General features: G+C 73.9%; 22 protein-coding genes. 13 read left to right on the forward strand and 9 right to left on the reverse strand.

Annotated elements, in window-relative coordinates; genetic code table 11:
• The first annotated feature begins 245 nt into the window (after positions 1 to 245).
• The 7 genes from M6B22_RS04545 (at position 246) to M6B22_RS04575 (ending at position 8,513) form a co-directional block, all read left to right on the forward strand.
• Positions 246 to 1,790 (forward strand): prenyltransferase/squalene oxidase repeat-containing protein, encoded by a 1,545-nt coding sequence (locus M6B22_RS04545; protein WP_269444593.1) that lies wholly within the window; start codon positions 246 to 248, stop codon positions 1,788 to 1,790.
• Entirely contained in the window at positions 1,787 to 2,614 is an 828-nt protein-coding gene (locus tag M6B22_RS04550) for a hypothetical protein (RefSeq protein ID WP_269444594.1), read from the forward strand. Before M6B22_RS04545 ends, M6B22_RS04550 begins: the two co-directional genes overlap by 4 nt.
• Entirely contained in the window at positions 2,611 to 3,705 is a 1,095-nt protein-coding gene (locus tag M6B22_RS04555) for an energy-coupling factor transporter transmembrane component T (RefSeq protein WP_269444595.1), read from the forward strand. The genes M6B22_RS04550 and M6B22_RS04555 overlap by 4 nt, the downstream gene beginning before the upstream one ends.
• Positions 3,702 to 5,330 carry an ABC transporter ATP-binding protein gene (locus M6B22_RS04560; RefSeq protein ID WP_269444596.1) on the forward strand — a complete coding sequence of 543 codons (1,629 nt, stop codon included), beginning with the start codon at positions 3,702 to 3,704 and terminating at the stop codon, positions 5,328 to 5,330. The genes M6B22_RS04555 and M6B22_RS04560 overlap by 4 nt, the downstream gene beginning before the upstream one ends.
• Positions 5,327 to 6,124 carry an ECF transporter S component gene (locus M6B22_RS04565; protein ID WP_269444597.1) on the forward strand — a complete coding sequence of 266 codons (798 nt, stop codon included), beginning with the start codon at positions 5,327 to 5,329 and terminating at the stop codon, positions 6,122 to 6,124. The genes M6B22_RS04560 and M6B22_RS04565 overlap by 4 nt, the downstream gene beginning before the upstream one ends.
• 297 nt (positions 6,125 to 6,421) lie before the next feature.
• Positions 6,422 to 7,318 (forward strand): nicotinate-nucleotide--dimethylbenzimidazole phosphoribosyltransferase, encoded by an 897-nt coding sequence (locus tag M6B22_RS04570; RefSeq protein ID WP_269444598.1) that lies wholly within the window; start codon positions 6,422 to 6,424, stop codon positions 7,316 to 7,318.
• Complete coding sequence (locus M6B22_RS04575) at positions 7,308 to 8,513, forward strand: AI-2E family transporter (protein WP_269444599.1); 1,206 nt, start codon at positions 7,308 to 7,310, stop codon at positions 8,511 to 8,513. The genes M6B22_RS04570 and M6B22_RS04575 overlap by 11 nt, the downstream gene beginning before the upstream one ends.
• Here M6B22_RS04575 and M6B22_RS04580 read toward each other — a convergent pair.
• Positions 8,417 to 9,364, reverse strand: a complete 948-nt coding sequence (locus M6B22_RS04580) for a DMT family transporter (protein WP_269444600.1) — start codon at positions 9,362 to 9,364, stop codon at positions 8,417 to 8,419. The two genes, M6B22_RS04575 and M6B22_RS04580, sit on opposite strands and share 97 nt — an antisense overlap.
• The gene (locus M6B22_RS04585; protein ID WP_269444601.1) at positions 9,361 to 10,206 is read right to left on the reverse strand and encodes a DMT family transporter; all 846 of its coding nucleotides are present in this window, start codon (positions 10,204 to 10,206) and stop codon (positions 9,361 to 9,363) included. Before M6B22_RS04585 ends, M6B22_RS04580 begins: the two co-directional genes overlap by 4 nt.
• A 167-nt stretch (positions 10,207 to 10,373) precedes the next feature.
• Between M6B22_RS04585 and M6B22_RS04590 the strand changes: the two genes are divergently transcribed.
• Positions 10,374 to 11,474, forward strand: coding sequence for an MGDG synthase family glycosyltransferase (locus tag M6B22_RS04590; RefSeq protein WP_269444602.1), 1,101 nt, complete (start codon positions 10,374 to 10,376; stop codon positions 11,472 to 11,474).
• A 30-nt stretch (positions 11,475 to 11,504) separates the two neighbouring features.
• Positions 11,505 to 12,260, forward strand: coding sequence for a polysaccharide deacetylase family protein (locus M6B22_RS04595; RefSeq protein WP_269444603.1), 756 nt, complete (start codon positions 11,505 to 11,507; stop codon positions 12,258 to 12,260).
• Between the two features lie 5 nt (positions 12,261 to 12,265).
• On the opposite strand, the gene M6B22_RS04600 is transcribed toward M6B22_RS04595, so the two are convergent.
• Positions 12,266 to 12,607, reverse strand: a complete 342-nt coding sequence (locus M6B22_RS04600; protein WP_269444604.1) for a cupin domain-containing protein — start codon at positions 12,605 to 12,607, stop codon at positions 12,266 to 12,268.
• Positions 12,608 to 12,674: 67 nt separating this feature from the next.
• Between M6B22_RS04600 and M6B22_RS04605 the strand changes: the two genes are divergently transcribed.
• Entirely contained in the window at positions 12,675 to 13,082 is a 408-nt protein-coding gene (locus M6B22_RS04605) for a cupin domain-containing protein (protein WP_269444605.1), read from the forward strand.
• A gap of 2 nt (positions 13,083 to 13,084) precedes the next feature.
• Here M6B22_RS04605 and M6B22_RS04610 read toward each other — a convergent pair whose 3' ends face one another.
• Positions 13,085 to 13,609: a YbaK/EbsC family protein gene (locus tag M6B22_RS04610; protein ID WP_269444606.1), complete on the reverse strand. Its 525-nt coding sequence runs from the start codon at positions 13,607 to 13,609 to the stop codon at positions 13,085 to 13,087.
• Between the two features lie 23 nt (positions 13,610 to 13,632).
• Here M6B22_RS04610 and M6B22_RS04615 point away from each other — a divergent pair, with 23 nt between their 5' ends.
• Positions 13,633 to 14,061 (forward strand): CoA-binding protein, encoded by a 429-nt coding sequence (locus M6B22_RS04615; RefSeq protein WP_269444607.1) that lies wholly within the window; start codon positions 13,633 to 13,635, stop codon positions 14,059 to 14,061.
• Here M6B22_RS04615 and M6B22_RS04620 read toward each other — a convergent pair.
• A complete protein-coding gene (locus tag M6B22_RS04620) occupies positions 14,058 to 14,615 on the reverse strand; it encodes an NADPH-dependent FMN reductase (RefSeq protein ID WP_269444608.1) in 558 nt (185 codons plus the stop codon). The genes M6B22_RS04615 and M6B22_RS04620 overlap by 4 nt on opposite strands.
• A 93-nt stretch (positions 14,616 to 14,708) precedes the next feature.
• On the opposite strand from M6B22_RS04620, the gene M6B22_RS04625 reads away from it, so the two are divergent.
• A complete protein-coding gene (locus tag M6B22_RS04625) occupies positions 14,709 to 15,251 on the forward strand; it encodes a YbhB/YbcL family Raf kinase inhibitor-like protein (protein ID WP_269444609.1) in 543 nt (180 codons plus the stop codon).
• Positions 15,251 to 15,661, forward strand: coding sequence for a PPOX class F420-dependent oxidoreductase (locus tag M6B22_RS04630; RefSeq protein WP_269444610.1), 411 nt, complete (start codon positions 15,251 to 15,253; stop codon positions 15,659 to 15,661). The genes M6B22_RS04625 and M6B22_RS04630 overlap by 1 nt, the downstream gene beginning before the upstream one ends.
• 45 nt (positions 15,662 to 15,706) lie before the next feature.
• On the opposite strand, the gene M6B22_RS04635 is transcribed toward M6B22_RS04630, so the two are convergent.
• The 4 genes from M6B22_RS04635 to M6B22_RS04650 are packed head-to-tail and all read right to left on the reverse strand — an operon-like array spanning position 15,707 to position 17,239.
• On the reverse strand, positions 15,707 to 15,979 hold the full coding sequence (locus tag M6B22_RS04635) for an acylphosphatase (RefSeq protein ID WP_269444611.1): 273 nt from the start codon (positions 15,977 to 15,979) through the stop codon (positions 15,707 to 15,709).
• Positions 15,976 to 16,506, reverse strand: a complete 531-nt coding sequence (locus tag M6B22_RS04640; protein WP_269444612.1) for a GNAT family N-acetyltransferase — start codon at positions 16,504 to 16,506, stop codon at positions 15,976 to 15,978. The genes M6B22_RS04635 and M6B22_RS04640 overlap by 4 nt, the downstream gene beginning before the upstream one ends.
• Positions 16,507 to 16,537: 31 nt before the next feature.
• Complete coding sequence (locus M6B22_RS04645) at positions 16,538 to 16,978, reverse strand: hypothetical protein (protein ID WP_269444613.1); 441 nt, start codon at positions 16,976 to 16,978, stop codon at positions 16,538 to 16,540.
• Positions 16,979 to 16,999: 21 nt separating this feature from the next.
• Positions 17,000 to 17,239 (reverse strand): MoaD/ThiS family protein, encoded by a 240-nt coding sequence (locus M6B22_RS04650; protein ID WP_269444614.1) that lies wholly within the window; start codon positions 17,237 to 17,239, stop codon positions 17,000 to 17,002.

Consider the following 17,239-nt stretch of genomic DNA (forward strand, 5'->3'; position numbering starts at 1 on the left):
CACAACCCATCCTGGACGGGGGAAGCCGGTCGAAATCCGGCACTGACCCGCAACCGTGAGGTTCCGCAGCGTCATCGTGGGACGAGTCGGAATGCCTGCCCGGGACACCGCTCCACAAACACGCCGTCGAGGTCGCGGCGCGGAGTCCGTGTGGGTGCGCCAGACCGGTTGCCCGCCCATGCGCGCGCCGGCCCGGTGCGGCCAGGCGACTCACGCCCTGGCCCCTTCCACGAAGGGCCGCACCCATGTCCGTCCGTCTCCCGTTCGCCGCGGCGGTGGCAGCACTGGCCGCCACCGCGCTGTTCGTGTCCTCTCCCGCGGTCGCCGCACCGCAGGCGCCGGCCACCACCACCTCCCCGACCGTCGCCGCCGCCGGCTGGCTCGCGCACCAGTTCGTCGACGGGAATCACTTCACGTACCCGAAGACGCCTGGCTCGTCGACCGCCTACTACTGGGGCGGCCTGACCGCCAGCGGGTTGTTCGCGCTCGCGGCCGCGAAGGTCGGCTCGGACCAGATGGAACAGGTGCTGCACTACATGGGCACGCAGGCCAAGGGCGACGCGAACCTGGGCACCGGGATGTCACCGGGTCCCTACGACGGCTCGGTCGCGACGTACGCGCTCGCAGCCGAGGTGAGCGGTGCGAACCCTGCTGATTTCGGCCCCGATCACCTGAACCTGCAGCAGGCCCTGGCCGACGACGAGTGCACGGCCGTGTCGGCACCGGCGAGCAGTACGGACTACACGACCCCGACGTGTCCTGGCATCGGGAGCGCGCGCAACATCTTCTCCAGCGTGTCCGAGTCGCTCGCCATCCTGGCGCAGGCGCGGGGCGGCCAGCAGCCCTCTGCCGCGGCAAGCACGTACTTCCTGTCCCTGCAGTGCCCGGGCGGCGGGTTCACCGGCCTGACCACGAAGTGCACCACTGACACGAACGCGTCGGTGGACGAGACCGCGTACGCGGTGATGGCGCTGCAGGCGCTCGGCGGGCACTCCACGGAGCTCGGCAGAGCCGCCACGTGGCTGCTCGGGCAGCGCTCGCGGGCCGGCTACTGGGTGGCTCAGGGCGGCCCGGACGTGGACTCGACCGGCCTAGCCGCCGCCGCGCTCGACGGTGTCGGCAAGGACGTGGCGAGCTCGCGAACGTGGCTGGCCTCCCAGCAGGTGACGGACGGGCCGACGGTCGGGGTGGGGGCGCGCCGCGGGGCGCTGAAGTTCCAGGGCGCCTTCGACGCCTCGTCGTCGATCAAGGCCACCGCCGACGGCGTGCTGGGACTGGCCGAGCACGCCTCGCTCGCGACGCTGACCGCCGCGGGCGCGAGCGCGACCGTGCCGGTGCTCGCGCTGGCACGGCCGGCGCTCGAATCCGCCTCGGTGCGCCAGGGTGGCGCGCAGACGATCACCGGCACCGGCTTCGCCGCCGGCGAGAAGGTGTCCGGAGTCCTGCACTCCGCGCCGGTCGCGCTCGGGACGGTGCGCGCCGATTCGAGAGGGACGGTGCGGTTGCACTTCACCGTGCCGCGCACCCTGGCGCCCGGCACGCACACGGTCGTGCTCACCGGGCAGTCCGGGCTGAGCAGCCGGACGTCGTTCACGGTCACCGCGGCAGCGGTCACGACCGCGCCGACCACCGCCCAGAACGGGGTCGACGCGAGCAACTGCGACCCGGCCCAGCTGGCCTGCACCGGCCGTGACGGCCGGCAGACCCGTGCCGAACTGGTACTCGGCGCCGGGCTGGTGCTGCTCGGCGGCCTGGCCACGTACGCCGGACGGCGCCGGCGCCGTCCGTGACAGCGCGAGCGCTCCGGCTCGTCGCGGCGGCAGCACTCGGTGCCGCCGCGACCGCCGGGCTGCAGGCAGCACCGGCGAGTGCCGCGCCGACGCACGTAGCAGTCGTGGTCGCGGGCGATCGAGCGGTGTGCGTCGACTGGCACAGCGGTATGACGGGGGCGGACGTGCTGGTGGCGGCGGTCCATGTCACCTGGGGCAACCGCGCGCCGTACACCGGCATGGTGCTGCAGATCGACGGCCGCCCCAGCGCGCCCGACCCGCAGCAGGCCTACTGGGCCTACTTCCGCAACGGCGTGTACAGCTCGGCCGGTCCGGCGTCGACGAAGCCCGCGGCAGGGTCGGTGGAGGGCTGGTCCTACGTGCCGGCGAACGGGTCCACGCCACCGCCGCCGTCCGGCAGCTACGCGTCCATCTGCGGCGGACAGGACCCGACCCCTGCACCGAGCCGGCCGCGCGGCAGCACGCACCAGCCGCCGGCGAGTTCCACCCACCGCGCGCCGGCGACGTCGAGCTCGCCCCGCACCAGGCAGCCGGCCGGCACCACGGCCGACACCGCGCGCTCCCCGGCTTCGACTACGCGCGCCGCGCGCACGTCGACCGTGGCAGCACCGAAGCCGACCGCGACGCCGTCGAACACCCCCACATCCCTGCGCACCGGCGACACCGCGAGCAGCACCGCCGCAGTGCCGGCGCAGGCCGCGCAGCGGCCGCAGCAGACGTCGCGTTCGGCGTTCCCGCCGTGGGGAACGGCGCTCGCGGTCGGCGCGATCGCCGTGCTGGGCGGGGCCGGTTACTGGTTCAGCAGACGCCGGGCCGGGCCGTGACCGCGCTGCCCCGCTTGCTGCACCCGGCGGCCTGGTGGCTGTGGGCGCTCGGCCTGGCGTACGCCGCGATGCGCACGACGAATCCCCTGCTGCTGCTGGAGATCGCGACGGTTGCCGGGGTGGTGGTGAGTGCCCGCAGGGGGCAGGCGCCGTGGGCGAACGCGTACGGGCTGCTGCTCAAGTTCGGCGCGGTCACGGTCGTGCTCACGATGGCTCTGCAACTGCTGATCGGTGTCCGCGTTCCCGGCCATGTGCTGTTCCGCCTGCCGACGGTGGCGTTACCGTCGTGGCTGAACGGGCTCTCGCTCGGCGGGCCGATCACCGGCGAGGCGGTGCTGAACGCGTTCACCGCCGGGCTGCGGCTCGCCGTCCTGGTCGCCTGCTTCGGTGCCGCGAACGCGTTGGCTCACCCGGCGCGGCTGGTGCGCATCCTGCCCGCGGCGCTCTACGAGGTGGGTGTGGCGATCGTGGTCGCGATGACGTTCGTGCCGCAGCTCGCCGAGTCGGTGGTGCGGGTGCGCGCGGCGCAGCGGCTGCGCGGGCGGCCGATGACCGGTCTACGCGGGCTGCGCGGCATCGCCGTACCGGTGCTGGAGGAAGCGCTGGAGCGTGCGATTCACCTTGCCGCGTCGATGGATTCGCGCGGGTACGGCCGTCGCGCCGAACGCTCGGCCATGGCCCGCCGGGCGAGCGCGGCGGCGCTGCTGCTCGGGCTCGCCGGCGCGGTGGCCGGCACCTACCAGGTGATCGGCGGCGCTCGCGATCACGGTGTGGGGCTGGCGTTGCTGGTCGCCGGTCCGGCGGTGGCGCTTGCCGGTGGCCTGCTGGCCGGCAGCAGAGGGCGACGCACCCGGTACCGTCCGGACCACTGGCGCTGGGCCGAGACGCTCGTGGTGGGGTGCGCGGCCGCCGTGGTCGTGGCCTACCAGATCACCGTGGCCGGCTCCCCCGCCGCCGGCGTCCCGTTCGCCTGGCCGGGGCTGGAGTTGGTGCCGTTCCTGGCCACGCTCGTCGCGGCGCTGCCCGCCCTTGCCACGCCTCCGGTGCCGACCGCGACGACGCGCGCGCGGCTGGCGGTGGCGGCACCGTGATCGAGTTCGAGCGGGTGAGCGTCAGCTACGACGGTGCCGAGGCGCCCGTGCTGCGCGAGGTCGACCTGCTGCTGCCCGAGGGCGAGCTGTGCCTGGTCGTAGGCAGCACCGGCAGCGGCAAGTCCACCCTGCTCGGTTGCGTCAACGGCCTCGTCCCGCACTTCACCGGCGGGCGGCTGTCCGGGCGGGTCACGGTTGCCGGACGCGACACCCGCACCCATCCGCCACGCGAGCTCGCCGACGTCGTCGGGGTCGTCGGGCAGAACCCGTCCGCCTCGTTCGTCGCCGACACCGTCGAGGACGAGCTGGCCTACACGATGGAGTCGCTCGGCCTCGCGCCGGACGTCATGCGGCGGCGCGTCGAGGACACCCTGGACCTGCTCGGGTTGGTGGAGCTGCGTGACCGTCCGGTCTCGACGCTGTCCGGCGGGCAGGCACAGCGCGTGGCGATCGGCGCCGTGCTCACGGCTCACCCGCGGGTGCTCGTGCTGGACGAGCCGACCTCCGCACTGGACCCGTCGGCAGCCGAAGACGTGCTGGCTGCGGTGCAGCGGCTGGTGCACGACCTGGGCCTGACCGTGCTGATGGCCGAGCACCGGCTCGAACGCGTCGTGCAGTACGCGGACACCGTGCTGTGGCTGCCCGGCGGCGGCGCACCGGTCGAGTTCGGCGCGCCGCCGGCGCTGATGGCGCGCACCCCGATCGCGCCGCCGGTGGTCGAGCTCGGGCGCGCGCTGGGCTGGGACCCGCTGCCGCTCACCGTGCGCGATGCCCGCCGCCCGGCCGTCGCCCTGCGCGAGCGGCTTCCCGCGACACCGCGGCCGACCGCGCGGCCGGTCGCCGGCGAGGTGCTCGCGCACGCGCACCGCCTGTCCGTGCGCTACGGCACGGTGGGCGCGCTGCGCGAGGTGGACGTGCAGGTGCGCGCCGGTGAGGTGCTGGCGCTGATGGGACGCAACGGGGCCGGCAAGTCGAGCCTGCTGGCCGCGTTCACCGGCTCGGTGCGCCCCGCCGGCGGGGAGGCGCGCGTCGGCGGGCTGGATCCGCGTGGGCTGCGCGGGCGGGCGCTGACCGACCGCGTCGGGCTGGTTCCGCAGCAGCCCGCCGACCTGCTCTACGGCGAGACGGTGGCCGCCGAGTGCGCGCAGGCGGACCGGGACGCCGCCGCCCCGGCCGGCACCTGCGCCCGGCTGCTGCTGCGCATCGCCGGCGAACTGGACGGCGACCGGCACCCGCGCGACCTGTCCGAGGGGCAGCGGCTGGCGCTCGCGCTCGCCGTGGTGCTCGCATCGGCGCCGCCACTCGTCCTGCTCGACGAGCCGACCCGCGGACTGGACTACCCGGCGAAGACGCGACTGGTCGCGGTGCTGCGGGAGCTCGCCGCCGACTGGCACGCCGTCGTGCTGGCAACGCACGACGTCGAACTGGCCGCCGAGGTGAGCAGCCGCACGATCGTGCTCGCCGACGGCGAGGTGGTCGCCGACGGGCCGAGCCGAGAGGTGGTGCTGCAGACGCCGATGTTCGCGCCACAGGTGGCCAAGATCCTCGCGCCGCTGCCGTACCTGACCGTGCCGGACGTCGTCGAGACGCTCGCCGCGGCGCACGTCGAGAGCGAGGCCGGGTGAACGCGCTGCGCCTGCGCCCGCGCGCCCTCGCCGCCATCGTCACGGTGACCCTGGTCGGGGTGGGGGCGTTCAGCTGGCCGCTGCTGATCGGGTTCACCTCGGCCGACAGCGGGCACGCCCGCGACGCGCCGTGGATCTTCCTGCTGATGCTGCCGCTGCTGCTGCTCGTGGTCGCCGCCGAGATCGCCGACGGCGGCATGGACGCCAAGGCGGTGGCGCTGCTCGGGGTGCTGGCCGGGATCTGCGCGGTGCTGCGGCCGGTGACCGGCGGGGTCAGCGGCGTGCAGTTGATGTTCTTCCTGCTGGTGCCCGCCGGACGGGTGCTGGGACCGGGCTTCGGCTTCGTGCTGGGCAACGTCGCGATGTTCGCCTCGGCGGCACTGACCGGCGGCGGCGGGCCGTGGCTGCCGTTCCAGATGCTCGCGGCCGGCTGGATCGGGATGTTCGCCGGCGTGCTACCGCCGGCGCGTGGGCGCGCCGAGCTCGTGCTGCTCGCCGGCTACGGGGCGCTCGCCAGCATCGCGTACGGGTTCGTGCTCAACCTCTGGTTCTGGCCGTTCGGCAGCGCGAACGTCGGCACCGCCGGTGCCGTCGCCTTCCTGCCCGACGCCCCGCTCGCGGAGAACCTGCGCCGCTGGCTGTCGTTCAGCGTGACCACCAGCCTGGGCTTCGACGTCCCGCGCGCCGTCGTCACCGCGCTCGCGCTGCTTCTCGTCGGGCGTCCGGTGCTGCTGGCCCTGCGGCGTGCGGCCCGGCGGGCGGCATTCGACGCCCCGGTCGAGTTCGCTCCGTAGGCACTGCGGTCCCGCGATCCGCCGGCCCCGGTGCCGGCTTTGCGCGATGTTCGTGCAGCCTCCGCGGCCGGGTTCGACCCCCTGTGCGCCCCACGTGTAGTGGATTGCCCCGGATCCCGGGGCAATCCACTACAGGCGCGACAACACCCGCCTCGGGCGCGGCCGTCGGGCACCGGATCCGGGGCCGGCACCGGGCGCCGGGCCGGAGCACCGGCACCGCCCGCTCCCCGACTGACGAGACGGCACGCGCGGCCTGTTGGCGCCGCTTCCGCGTAGGTGCCCGCAATACTTAGCCCCATGGCCAGCTCCCCCGTCGACCTCGCGACGTTCGGTGCCGACGTCGACTGGCCGGATCACGTCGCCGCCACCCGCACCCGCGAGCTGGCCGGCCCCGAACTCGGCCGCCTGGCAGACCTGGCCGAGTGGCTCGGCGGCGCGCAGGGCGCCGGCCCGCCGCGCCCGGTCGGCCGGGTGCGCGTCGTCGCCTTCGGCGCGCCCGCCTCGGACGCGGTGACCGACCTCGCCGCCGACCTGGACGCCGACGTGCGCGTCGTCGACACCGGCGCCGCCGGCGACAGCGCCGCCGACAGCGCCGAGACTGCCGGGGACCTCGCCGCGGCCGGCGCGGCCGGCGCTTCGGTTGCCGACGACGAGGCCGAGCGCGGCACCGATCTGGTCGTCGCGGCGGTCACCGGCAGTGCGATCGCGGCCGCGGTCGCCGTGTCCGTGCTCACCGATCTCGAGCCGGTCCGGGTGCTGGCCCGGGGGGCGCACGCCGTCGACGCGTCCGCCTGGATGCGGCGTGCCGCCGAGGTGCGCGACACCCGGCTGCGGGTGCGCGGCCAGCGGCACGAGCCCGGCGCGCTGCTCGCCGAACTCGGCGACCCGGTGCTGGCCGCGGCCGCCGCGTTCGTGCTGCGGGCGGCCGCGCGGCGCACACCGGTCCTGCTCGACGGCCCGGGTGCGGTGGCAGCCGCGCTGGTCGGCTTCGAGCAGTACCCGCGTGCCGTGCGCTGGTGGGTGGCGGCGGACCGGATCGACGACCCGGTCCACACCCAGGCGGTCGCCACGATGGGCCTGCGGTGCGTGCTCGACCTGGGCCTGACGCTCGGCGACGGCACCGCCGGCCTGCTCGCGCTGCCGGTGCTGCGCGCGGCCTGCCGCCTCGTCCGGGAGGTCGACGATGCCCGCTGACGAGCTGGAGCCCGCCGACGAGCCGCGCCGGCGCCGCAACTCGGCCGAGGCGGTCACCTGGGAGGTCCGCGTCGCGGCGTCCTGGACGTGGCGGCTGCTCCTCCTCGGCTTCGGCGTGTACGTGCTGGCACGCATCTTCGACCGCATCGAGCTCGTCGCGTTGTCGTTCGTCCTGGCGCTGTTCTTCACCGCGATCCTGCACCCGCTCGAGCGGCGGCTGAACGGCCTGGTGCGCAAGCCGCGCTCGCTGTCGGCGGCGATCGCGCTGCTGATCGGCATCGCCGTGCTCGGCGGCATCGGCTGGTTCGTGGTCTGGCAGATCACCACGCACGCCGACCAGCTCGGCTCGCAGATCACCGACTTCGTCGACAAGACCCGCACCTGGCTGCAGACCGGGCCGCTGCACCTGAAGTCCGCCGACCTGGACAAGCTGGCCGACAACATCAGCACCGCGGTGAAGGACCATCAGGGCCAGCTGATCAGCGGCGCGATCGAGACCGTCCGCACGGTCGTCGAGGCGCTCGGCGCGCTGCTGCTGATCCTGCTCTCGACCTTCTTCCTGCTCCGCGACGGCGAGATGGTGTGGGACTGGGTGGTTCGGCTGTTCCCGCGCACCGCCCAGCAGAAGCTCGATCACGCAGGACGGGTCGGCTGGGGCAGCCTGGGCGGCTACATGCGCGGCCAACTGCTCATCGCGCTGTTCCACGGCATCACGATCAGCATCGTGCTGGTCGTGCTGAACGTCCCGCTCGCGGCGGCGCTCGGCGTGCTGATCTTCCTCGGCTCGTTCATCCCGCTGGTCGGCCTCACCGTCTCGGGCGCGCTGTGCGTCGCCGTCACCTTGCTCGAGCACGGTGTGACCGGGGCGATCGTGGTCGCGGTGGCGATCATCCTGCTCGTGCAGATCGAGGGTCACGTGCTGCAGCCGTTCATCATGAGCCGAAGTGTCGAGGTGCACCCACTGGCGATCGCGCTGGCCGTGCTGACCGGCACGCTGCTGGCCGGCATCGTCGGCGCGCTGCTCGCCGTGCCGTTCGTCGCGTTCCTGAACTCGACGGTGCACGCGCTGCGCGGCACGCCCGCGAGCCTGCCGGACGGTCAGGAGTTCCCGGTCGTCGACGAGTCCGGCGGGCAGCCGTCCTCCGGCGGGCAGCCGTCGTCCGGTTCGGCCGAGGAGGGCCGCGAGGACGCGTGATGGCGTTTGAGCGTCGGTGACCGGACGATCTCGACGGTGCCGGCGATCATCGCGATCACGCAGACCGCTTCCACGGCGAGCGCGCCCGGGCTTACCGACAGGGTGTTGCCGAACACCGCGACGCCGAGCGTGACGCCGGTGATCGGCTCGGCGACCGCAGTCGGCGCCAGCGAGTGGTCGAGGCGCGAGGACGCGAACGCGCTCTGTGACAGCAGGATGCCGATCATCGCGGACGCGATCACGACGTACGTCCAGATAGAGGTGCCGAGCGCCGCGACGCCGTGCCGGTTCGCGGTGTCCAGCGCCTGCTGCGTCGCCGCGTCCTGCAGCCCGTACATCAGCCCGGCGGCGGTCGCCAGCAGGATCGCCTCGGCCACCAGGTTGCGCGCGCTGCGGCCGATCACGACGAGTACCAGGGCCGAGCCGACGACCACCACCAGCACCAACCCGGCGAGCGCGATCGGCGGCGGGCTCGGGTGCTCGACCCGGTGCGGGTCACCCACCGCGATGAACACGCCGAGGGCGGCCGACAGCAGCAGCGCACCGCCGACCTCGCGCCGGGTAGCCCGCTTGCGCGCGAACGCGGCCGCGATCACGAACGCGAACAGCAGATTCGTCGACAGCAGCGGTTCGACCAGCGCGACCGCACCCATCCCGAGCGCCACCGCACCGAGGACCTGCCCGCACACCATCGCGGCGATGCCGAAGCGCCAGTCACGCACCCGGGCCAGGTGCACCAGCAGCCGCCAGGACACCAGTTCGCTCAGCGGGGCGCGCGCGGCCGCGCGCTGCTGGAGCACCCAGCCGAGCCCGAGGCTGACCGCGGCTACCAAGCCGGCTGCGAAGATCATCTGTCGGCCAGCTCCGCGGCCCGCTGCGAGGAGCGGGCGAGAACCATGACCGAGCCGGCGATCATCGCGGCGCCGAGGGCGGCCAGCGCAAGTGCCGACACCGAGGTGCTCACCGTCTCCCCGAGCACCACCGTGCCCCACAGCAGCGAGACCAGCGGGTCGAACAAGGTGATGCCGGGTTGGGCCGCCACCAGCGTCCCGGCGTGCAGCGCAGCCTGGATCAGCACCACCGAGGCGACACCGGTCACCGCGAACCCGTAGGTCTGCCAGGCCGTGAACAGCCCGACGACCCCGCCCGCGCTGAGCCGGGCCATCGCCACCTTGATCAGCGAGGCGGTCAGGCCGAACCCGCTGCCGGCGGCGACGCCGAACAACGCGGCGCGGCTGCGAGCCGGACCGGCCGCGGCGAACGCGGTCAGCGCGGCGATCCCGGCCGCGGTGCCGACGGTGGCAAGAAGCGACACCAGTGCCGACACGTGCGCGGCGTCCCCGCCGGACGGTGACAGCAGGGCGACGAACAGGACGAGGCCGGCGGTCATGGTCACGATCCCCGCCCAGTCACGCAGCAGCAGGTGGTGGTGCAGCACGGCCGAGGCCAGGATCAGCGTCATCGGCAGCTCGAGAACGAGGACCGGTTCGACCGAGGACAGTTCGCCGCGGCTCAGAGCGCCCGCCTGCAGCAGGAACGAGGCGAGCATCGCGGCCGCGCCGACCAGCCAGGCCGGTTGCCGCACCAGCGAGCCGAGCAGGCGCAGCCCGAACGTCTCCTCGCTGCGCTTGCGGTTCGCCTCACGCTGCATGACGCTCGACAGCGCGTTGGACGCCGCCGCAGCGACGGCCATCCCCAAGCTGACCAGCTGAGTTCCGTCACCACAGCACTTCACAGCTCTACCCGTTTCCGTTGCCGATCAACGGACCGTAGCGCGCGCAGTTTGCCGGCCCCGGTGCGCGGGAAGCCTTCCGGCGCAGCGGATGGACGCGAACGCTCCGGTCGAAGGGGTTGAACGACGTGCCGAGCACACCACGCGGTCGTGCCCTGGTCGTGACGGCCAGCATGGGAGCGGGCCACACCGCGGTGGCCGACGAACTCGCCCGCCGGTTGCGCGCGGCAGGTTCCGAGGCGGTCGTGGTCGACCTGCTCGAGCTGGCCGGTTCCGCGGGCACCCGGTTGCGCCGCACCTACCGGCTGCTGCTCGATCACGCGCCCTGGCTCTACGACGCGTCGATGCGGTTCTGGATGCACGCCCCGCACGCGATGGAACGGCTCACCGCGGCGGGGGCGGCGCCGTTCGAGCGGGCGCTCGCCGACGCGGTCGCCGAGCACCGCCCGGACGTGGTGGTGAGCTGTTACAACCTGGCGGCGCAGTGCCTCGGCCGGTTACGCGCGAGCGGACGCATCGGCACAGCGCTGGTGACGCTGGTGACCGATCCGGGAGCACATCCGTACTGGATCAGTCCGGACGTCGACCTGCATCTCGCCTACACCCGCGACACGGCCGCGCGGTTGGCGGCGCTGGGGGCCCGCGAGGTCGCCTGGGTCGCCCCGGTGCTGCGTCCGGAGTTCACACCGCCGCCGGATCGCGCGCAGGCCCGCGCGGCCCTGGGTCTGGCGGCTGACGCACGCATCGCCGTGGTCAACGCCGGCAGCTGGGCGGTCGGCCGGTTCCGGCAGACGCTCGACGCGCTCGCCGACGCGCCGGGGTGGCAGGTCCTCGCACTGTGCGGCCGCGACGAGGGCGCGCTGCGCTACGCGCGTGCGCATCCGGCCGTGCTGGCCGTGCCCTGGACCCCTCAGCTCGCGCAGTACCTGGCGGCGGCCGACCTGCTCGTCGACAACGCGGGCGGGCAGACCTGTTGGGAGGCGCTCGCCTGCGGCGTCCCGGTCGTGTGCTGTCACCCGCTGCCCGGCCACGGCCGGGTGAACGCCGCCGAACTGCGCTCGCTCGGGCTGATCCGCTGCGTGGACCGGGTCGCCGAGCTGCCGTCGGCGTTGGCGTCCGCTCCGGCCGTCGCGCACCCCGGCGTGGACCCGTTCCGGGGGGCGGACGCCGCGACGCTCATCCAGCGGGCCGCCCGGGCGGCCCCGGCGCTCGACGGGGCCGCGCGATGAACGGGGCCGGGCGATGAACGGAGCCGGGCGATGAACCGGGCGGTGCGGGCCGGCACGCTGGCCGCTGTCGGCGCCGGGTGGGCGGCGCACGCGGTGCCGAGCGTCGCCTCGATCGCGCCGCTGCGCCGGGCCGCGACGCCGCGGCTCTACGGGGTGCCGGCCCGCGACCACGTGGCGCTGACGTTCGACGACGGGCCGGCACCGGAGTCGACCCCGCTGTTCCTGGACGCCCTGCGCTCGGCGGATGTGCGCGCCACCTTCTTCGTGCTCGGCTCGTGCCTGCGCGAGCATCCGGACCTGGGCCGGCGGATCCTCGCCGAGGGTCATGAGCTCGGCGTGCACGGCTGGGTGCACCGCCCGCACCTGCTGCGCTCGCCGCGCGCCGTCCTGTCGGACATGAACCGGACGGTGCGGTTGATCGAGCAGGTCACCGGCGTCCGGCCGCGCTACTGGCGCCCGCCGCACGGCATCACCACCGGGTCGGGGCTCTGGGCGGCGCGCCGGCTCGGGCTGACCCCCGTGCTGTGGACCGCCGACGGACGGGACTGGCACGCGTCTGCGACTGCGGCCACGGTGCGCGAGCGGCTCGGCTCGCATCTGGACGGCGGCGCGGTGGTCCTGCTGCACGACGCCGACACCACCTCGGCCCCGCAGTCCTGGCGCAGCGCGCTCGCGGCGCTGCCCTGGCTGGTGGACACCTGTCGCGGCCGCGGCCTGCGGGTCGGCCCACTGGGCGAGCACCTGCAGGTGCAGCGCGAGCACCCGCAGTCGGGGCGCGACCGCTGACAGCGTCAGCGGTTGTCGCGGCGCACGGCGACGGTGAGCAGCACGGCGGAGTCCTCGAGCGCCAGCAACGCGTGCCGGCTGTCCGGGATCGCGAGGTGATCGCCCACGGCGCCGTCCCACTCGTCCTGCCCGGCGGTCAGCCGGACCCGGCCGTGCAGAACCTGCAGCGTCGCCTCGCCGGGGCTCTCGTGCTCGTCCAGGCTGACGCCGGACCGGAGCGCGACCAGCGTCTGCCGCAGCACGTGTTCGTGGCCGCCGTAAACGGTGTGCGCGCTGCGTCCGCTCGCGTTCTCCGTCGCGCTGGCCAGGTGCTGGCGGGCCATCGCGGTGAGCGAGATCTTGTTCATGGCAGGGCCTCCTCGTCGGCTTCCGGGGACTTTACCCAAGCCGAAATTGGAAGAATACGATCGGTGCATGAACGCCGACCCCGAGGTCCATGAGCAGTTGCCGTGCCTGTTGGGAAACGCGTTCGAGGCGGCCGCCGGGGCCGACGACGCGGCGGCGGGCGGCGGCGCGGCGGCGGGCGGCGGCGCGGCGTGGCGGCTGCGTCCCGAGCCGCGCCAGCTGGACTCGAACGTGATCCGGCTGCGTCCCGGCGGGCAGATCGACTCGCACGTCGGCCCGGACCTGGACGTGCTGGTTCTCGTGCTCGCCGGCGACGGCCGGGTGGTCGGCGAGGCGGCCGACGTGCCGCTGACCGAAGGCGCCTTGGTGTGGTTGCCGCGGCGCTCGCGCCGCGCCATCGAGGCCGGCGCGCAGGGGCTGAGCTACCTGACGGTGCATCGCAAGCGCCCCGGGTTGAGCATCGCGGGCACCAGCTGAGGTCAGCGGGCGAGCCCGTCGATCACTTCGGCCCCGGGCAGGGCGGCGAGCGAGCTCGCGGCGAGCGCGAGCTTGGAGCGGCGCAGACCACTGCCGATGACCACGACCTCACGCTCGAGGACGGCCGCGTCGACGAGCACCGGCCACCCTGCCGGCAGCCCGATCGGGGTGATCCCGCCGAACTCCATGCCGGACAGCTCGACCGCGTCGTCCATCGGCGCGAAGGATGCCTTGCGGGCGTCCAACCGCTTGCGGACCACCGTGTTGACGTCGGCCCGGGTGGTCGCGAGCACGACGCACGCCGCGTAGGACGTGCTGTCGCCGCGACGGCCCGCGATCACCACGCAGTTCGCCGAGTCCTGCATCAGCACGCCGTACTGGGCGCAGAACGCCGCCGTGTCGGCGAGGTCCGGATCGATCGGCGCGGCGAGCACGTCGGCCACGCCGGCGTGCAGCGCGGTTGCGACCGGCGTGGCGACCAGTGCGTGCCACTGCGGTGTCCAGTCGAGCGTTCCGGGTCCCTGCACGGGGCGAGCCTAGTGTGGAGCACATGACTGCGATGGACGAGGTCGTCGACACCGTGTTGCGCCGCTACGACACGATCACCGTCGTCGGCGCCAGCAACGCCGCCGAGAAGGCGGCGCACTACGTGCCCGCGCACATGCAGGAGCACGGCTGGCGGATCATCCCGATCAACCCGCACGCCGACGAGATCCTCGGCGAGCGCGTGTTCCGCTCGCTGGCCGAGGTGCCCGAACAGGTGGGTCTGGTCGACGTGTTCCGCCCGTCCGAACACGCACCGGACGTGGCGCGCCAGGCGGTCGCCGCGGGTGCGAGCGCGCTGTGGCTGCAGCTGCACATCGCCTCGGACGAGGCGCGGCGCATCGCCGAGGACGCCGGCCTGCTGTACGTCGAGGACCGCTGCCTGATCATCGAGCAGCGCCGGCTCGGGCTCCAGGCGCCGCGGCGCGGGGCCTAGCCGGCCGCCGCCCGCCACGAGGTGAACTCCAGCAACTGATCGGTCAGGAGCTGCAGGCCGGCGATCACCTTCGGCTCGTCGGGCTGCTGCTCGGCCGAGTTCATCGTCAGCGCGTACGGGGTGGGCCAGCCGCGCAGGGCGTGCACTGCCGACCGTGCCGATACCAGGGCGGTGCCGCAGGACTGCCAGCCGGCGGCGGACACGATGATGCCGACCGCGCGACCGTCGAGGTACGGGTGGTCGTCGTCGCGGAGCAGGTCCAGGAAGTCCAGGGCGTTCTTGACCAGCCCGGACATCGCCCCGTGATAGCCCGGGGTCGCGATCAGCACCGCGTCGGCGCCGCGCACCGCGTCGACCAACTCGTCGGCGATCGCGTTGCGCTGCAGGTCGTGCGGGCTGAAGATCGGCAGTTCCGCCAGGGTGTCGCCGTCGAACGCGACGGTGCGCGCGCCCGCGGCGGCGGCCAGCGCGAGACAGTCGTGCAGCAACCGCCCGGTGACCGACTCCGGACCGGCCGACCCGCCGATGCCGACGACCAGCGGCCCGCCGCCCATGTGCTCTCCCCTACGTCGCCGTCCGCTTTCACGCCGTCCGCATTCACTCTAGGGTCGGAGGGACAGCACCCAGCATGCAGGAGGAGCCAGCGCATGTCCCTCGATCGCCCCGCCGTGCAGGATCCGTACGAGAAGTTGCCGCAGGTCGGCTCGTTCAGCGTGACGAGCAGCGACTTCGCCGACGGCGACGCGCTGCCCGCGACGTTCGCCTACGAAGGTGCGGCCGACGGCGCCGCGAACCGCTCACCGCAACTGAGCTGGAGCGGCTTCCCGGAAGGCACCAAGAGCTTCGTCGTCACCTGCTACGACCCGGACGCCCCGACGCCGTCGGGGTTCTGGCACTGGGTGCTGGTCGACCTGCCGGCCGACACCACGTCGCTCGCTCAAGGCGCGGGCGCAGCCGGTGCCGCGCTGCCGGGCAACGCGTTCCACGTGCGCAACGACTGGAGCAGCAAGGACTACGGCGGCTGCTACCCGCCCGACGGCGACCGCCCGCACCGCTACTACTTCGTGGTGCACGCGGTCGACGTCGACTCCCTCGGTGTCGACGACGAGGCGAGCGCCGCCGTGGTGTCCTTCAACCTGGTGTTCCACACCCTTGCCCGGGCACAGGTCGTCGGCACGTTCCAGCGCTGATGGACGCCCCGGGCGCGGTCGAGTTCCTGCGCGGCAACCATCGCGGCACGCTGGCCACCTTCCGTTCCGACGGTCGCGCCCAACTCTCCCCCGTGCTGGCCGTGGTCGACGACGACGGCCGGGTGATGATCAGCACCCGGGAGCCGGCGATGAAGGTGCGCAACCTGCGGCGCGATCCGCGGGTGGCGCTCGCCGTGTTCACCGACGCGTTCTTCGGCGACTGGGTGCAGGTCGAGGGCACCGCGGAGATCGTCTCGCTGCCGGAGGCGATGGACCTGCTCGTCGACTACTACCGGCGCGGGTCCGGCGAGCACGACGACTGGGACGCCTACCGCGCCGCGATGCAGCGCGACCGCCGGGTGATCATCCGGTTCGCGATCGAACGCGCCGGCCCTACGGTCAGCGGCTGATCCGATCTAGCCGAACCACGTCAGGCCCCAGGCTCGCGGCGACGGTCAGCGAGCCCGGAAGCCGGTCAGGCCCTGCGCGGTGCCCCAGGTGTGGGTGAGGTCGCCGACCCAGCCGGGTGGCCGGTCGCTGCCGAGCGCGTCCAGCAGTTGCTCGCAGGCGGCACGCGGTCCCTCGGCGATCACCTCGACCCGCCCGTCCGGCAGGTTGGTGGCAGTGCCGCGCAGCCCGAGGTCGCCGGCCGCGCCACGCACCCAGTAGCGGAACCCGACACCCTGCACGCGGCCGCGCACCAGCACGGTCAGGCGCACGTCGGTCACGGGCCGACGGCACCGATGTCGAAGAAGTACTGCGGGTACCGCACCTGGCCGCGCAGCCCGGTGCGGTAGGCCGGCAGCGGGACGAGTTGGAAGGCCGCCTCCGGGATCAGGTCGGACGGCCGCTCGATGCCGAACTCGGACGCGGGCCGGAACCCGAGCTTGCCGTACAGCGCCGGGTCGCCCTCGAGCACGACGATCGGCTCGGGTCGGTCGGTGAGCTGCGCGAGCGCGTGCCGCACCAGTGCGCGCGCGATGCCGCGTCCGCGGAACTCGGCCTCGACACTCAGCGGCGACAGGCACAACACGTCCACCGCGTCGTCGTCGTTGACCAACTGCAAGGTGCCGAACAGCACCTGCCCGACCAGCCGCAGGTCCTCCTCTTCGGCGACGAGCGAGAGCACCGGCCCGTGTTCGTGCACCCACTGCGCGAGCAGTCCGGCAGCCGGGTCGGGGGCGAACGCGCGGTCGATCAGCGCCCGGATACCCGCCCACTCGTCCGGTCGCTGCTCACGAATCGTCAGCGTCATGGCTCCACCGTGCCGTACCGCCCGGCGCCGGTCATCGGGGGGCCTGGCACAGCGTCTTGCCGTCGGGGCACAGGTAGTAGGCGACGCCCCGTTCCAGCAGGGTGCGCGAGGCGATCCGGTAGGTGATCTTGTCCGCGCCGGGCTCGAGTGTGATCAGATAGGGAGTACCGAGCGCCCAGCCGCCGTCGTAGTCGCCGTACGCGTCGTTCGCGCCCGCGACGTACCCGTCGTCGAAGGCCTGCTTCACCGGCTCGCGCGCCTGCGGCGGCAGCTGCGAACCCTCCTGCAGCGCCCGGCCGATCCGCTCGCCCTGCGCCTGACCGGTCGCCAGGCCCGCGTAGTAGCCGTCGCCGTAACCGTCGGCGCGGGCGTGCGAGGTGCTGACGGTCAGCCGGCCGACCACCACCAGCCCCGCCGCGACCGCACAACCGGCCAGCACCGCCAGGGCCCATTTGAGGATCCGTGCGGACATCGACGCACCCCGCTTCCCGAGCTACCCACCGGCGAAGGGCGGCAGCACGTCGACCACCGCGCCGTCGTGCAACCGCACCGCCTCGCCGGCCTGCTGCCCGTCGACGAGGAAGGACACGACCGTCGCGAGCCGGTCCATGCCGGCGCGGGCGTTCAGCGTGGCGCGCAGCTCGGCGATGGTGTTCAGGCTCATCGACTCCTCGGCCGTCCCGGCCGCGCGGCGCGCGCCTGCCCAGTAACGAACGGTGATCTGTGCCGGCAC

This window comes from Jatrophihabitans cynanchi (genome assembly GCF_027247405.1).
Classification (GTDB): Bacteria; Actinomycetota; Actinomycetes; order Mycobacteriales; family Jatrophihabitantaceae; genus Jatrophihabitans_B; species Jatrophihabitans_B cynanchi.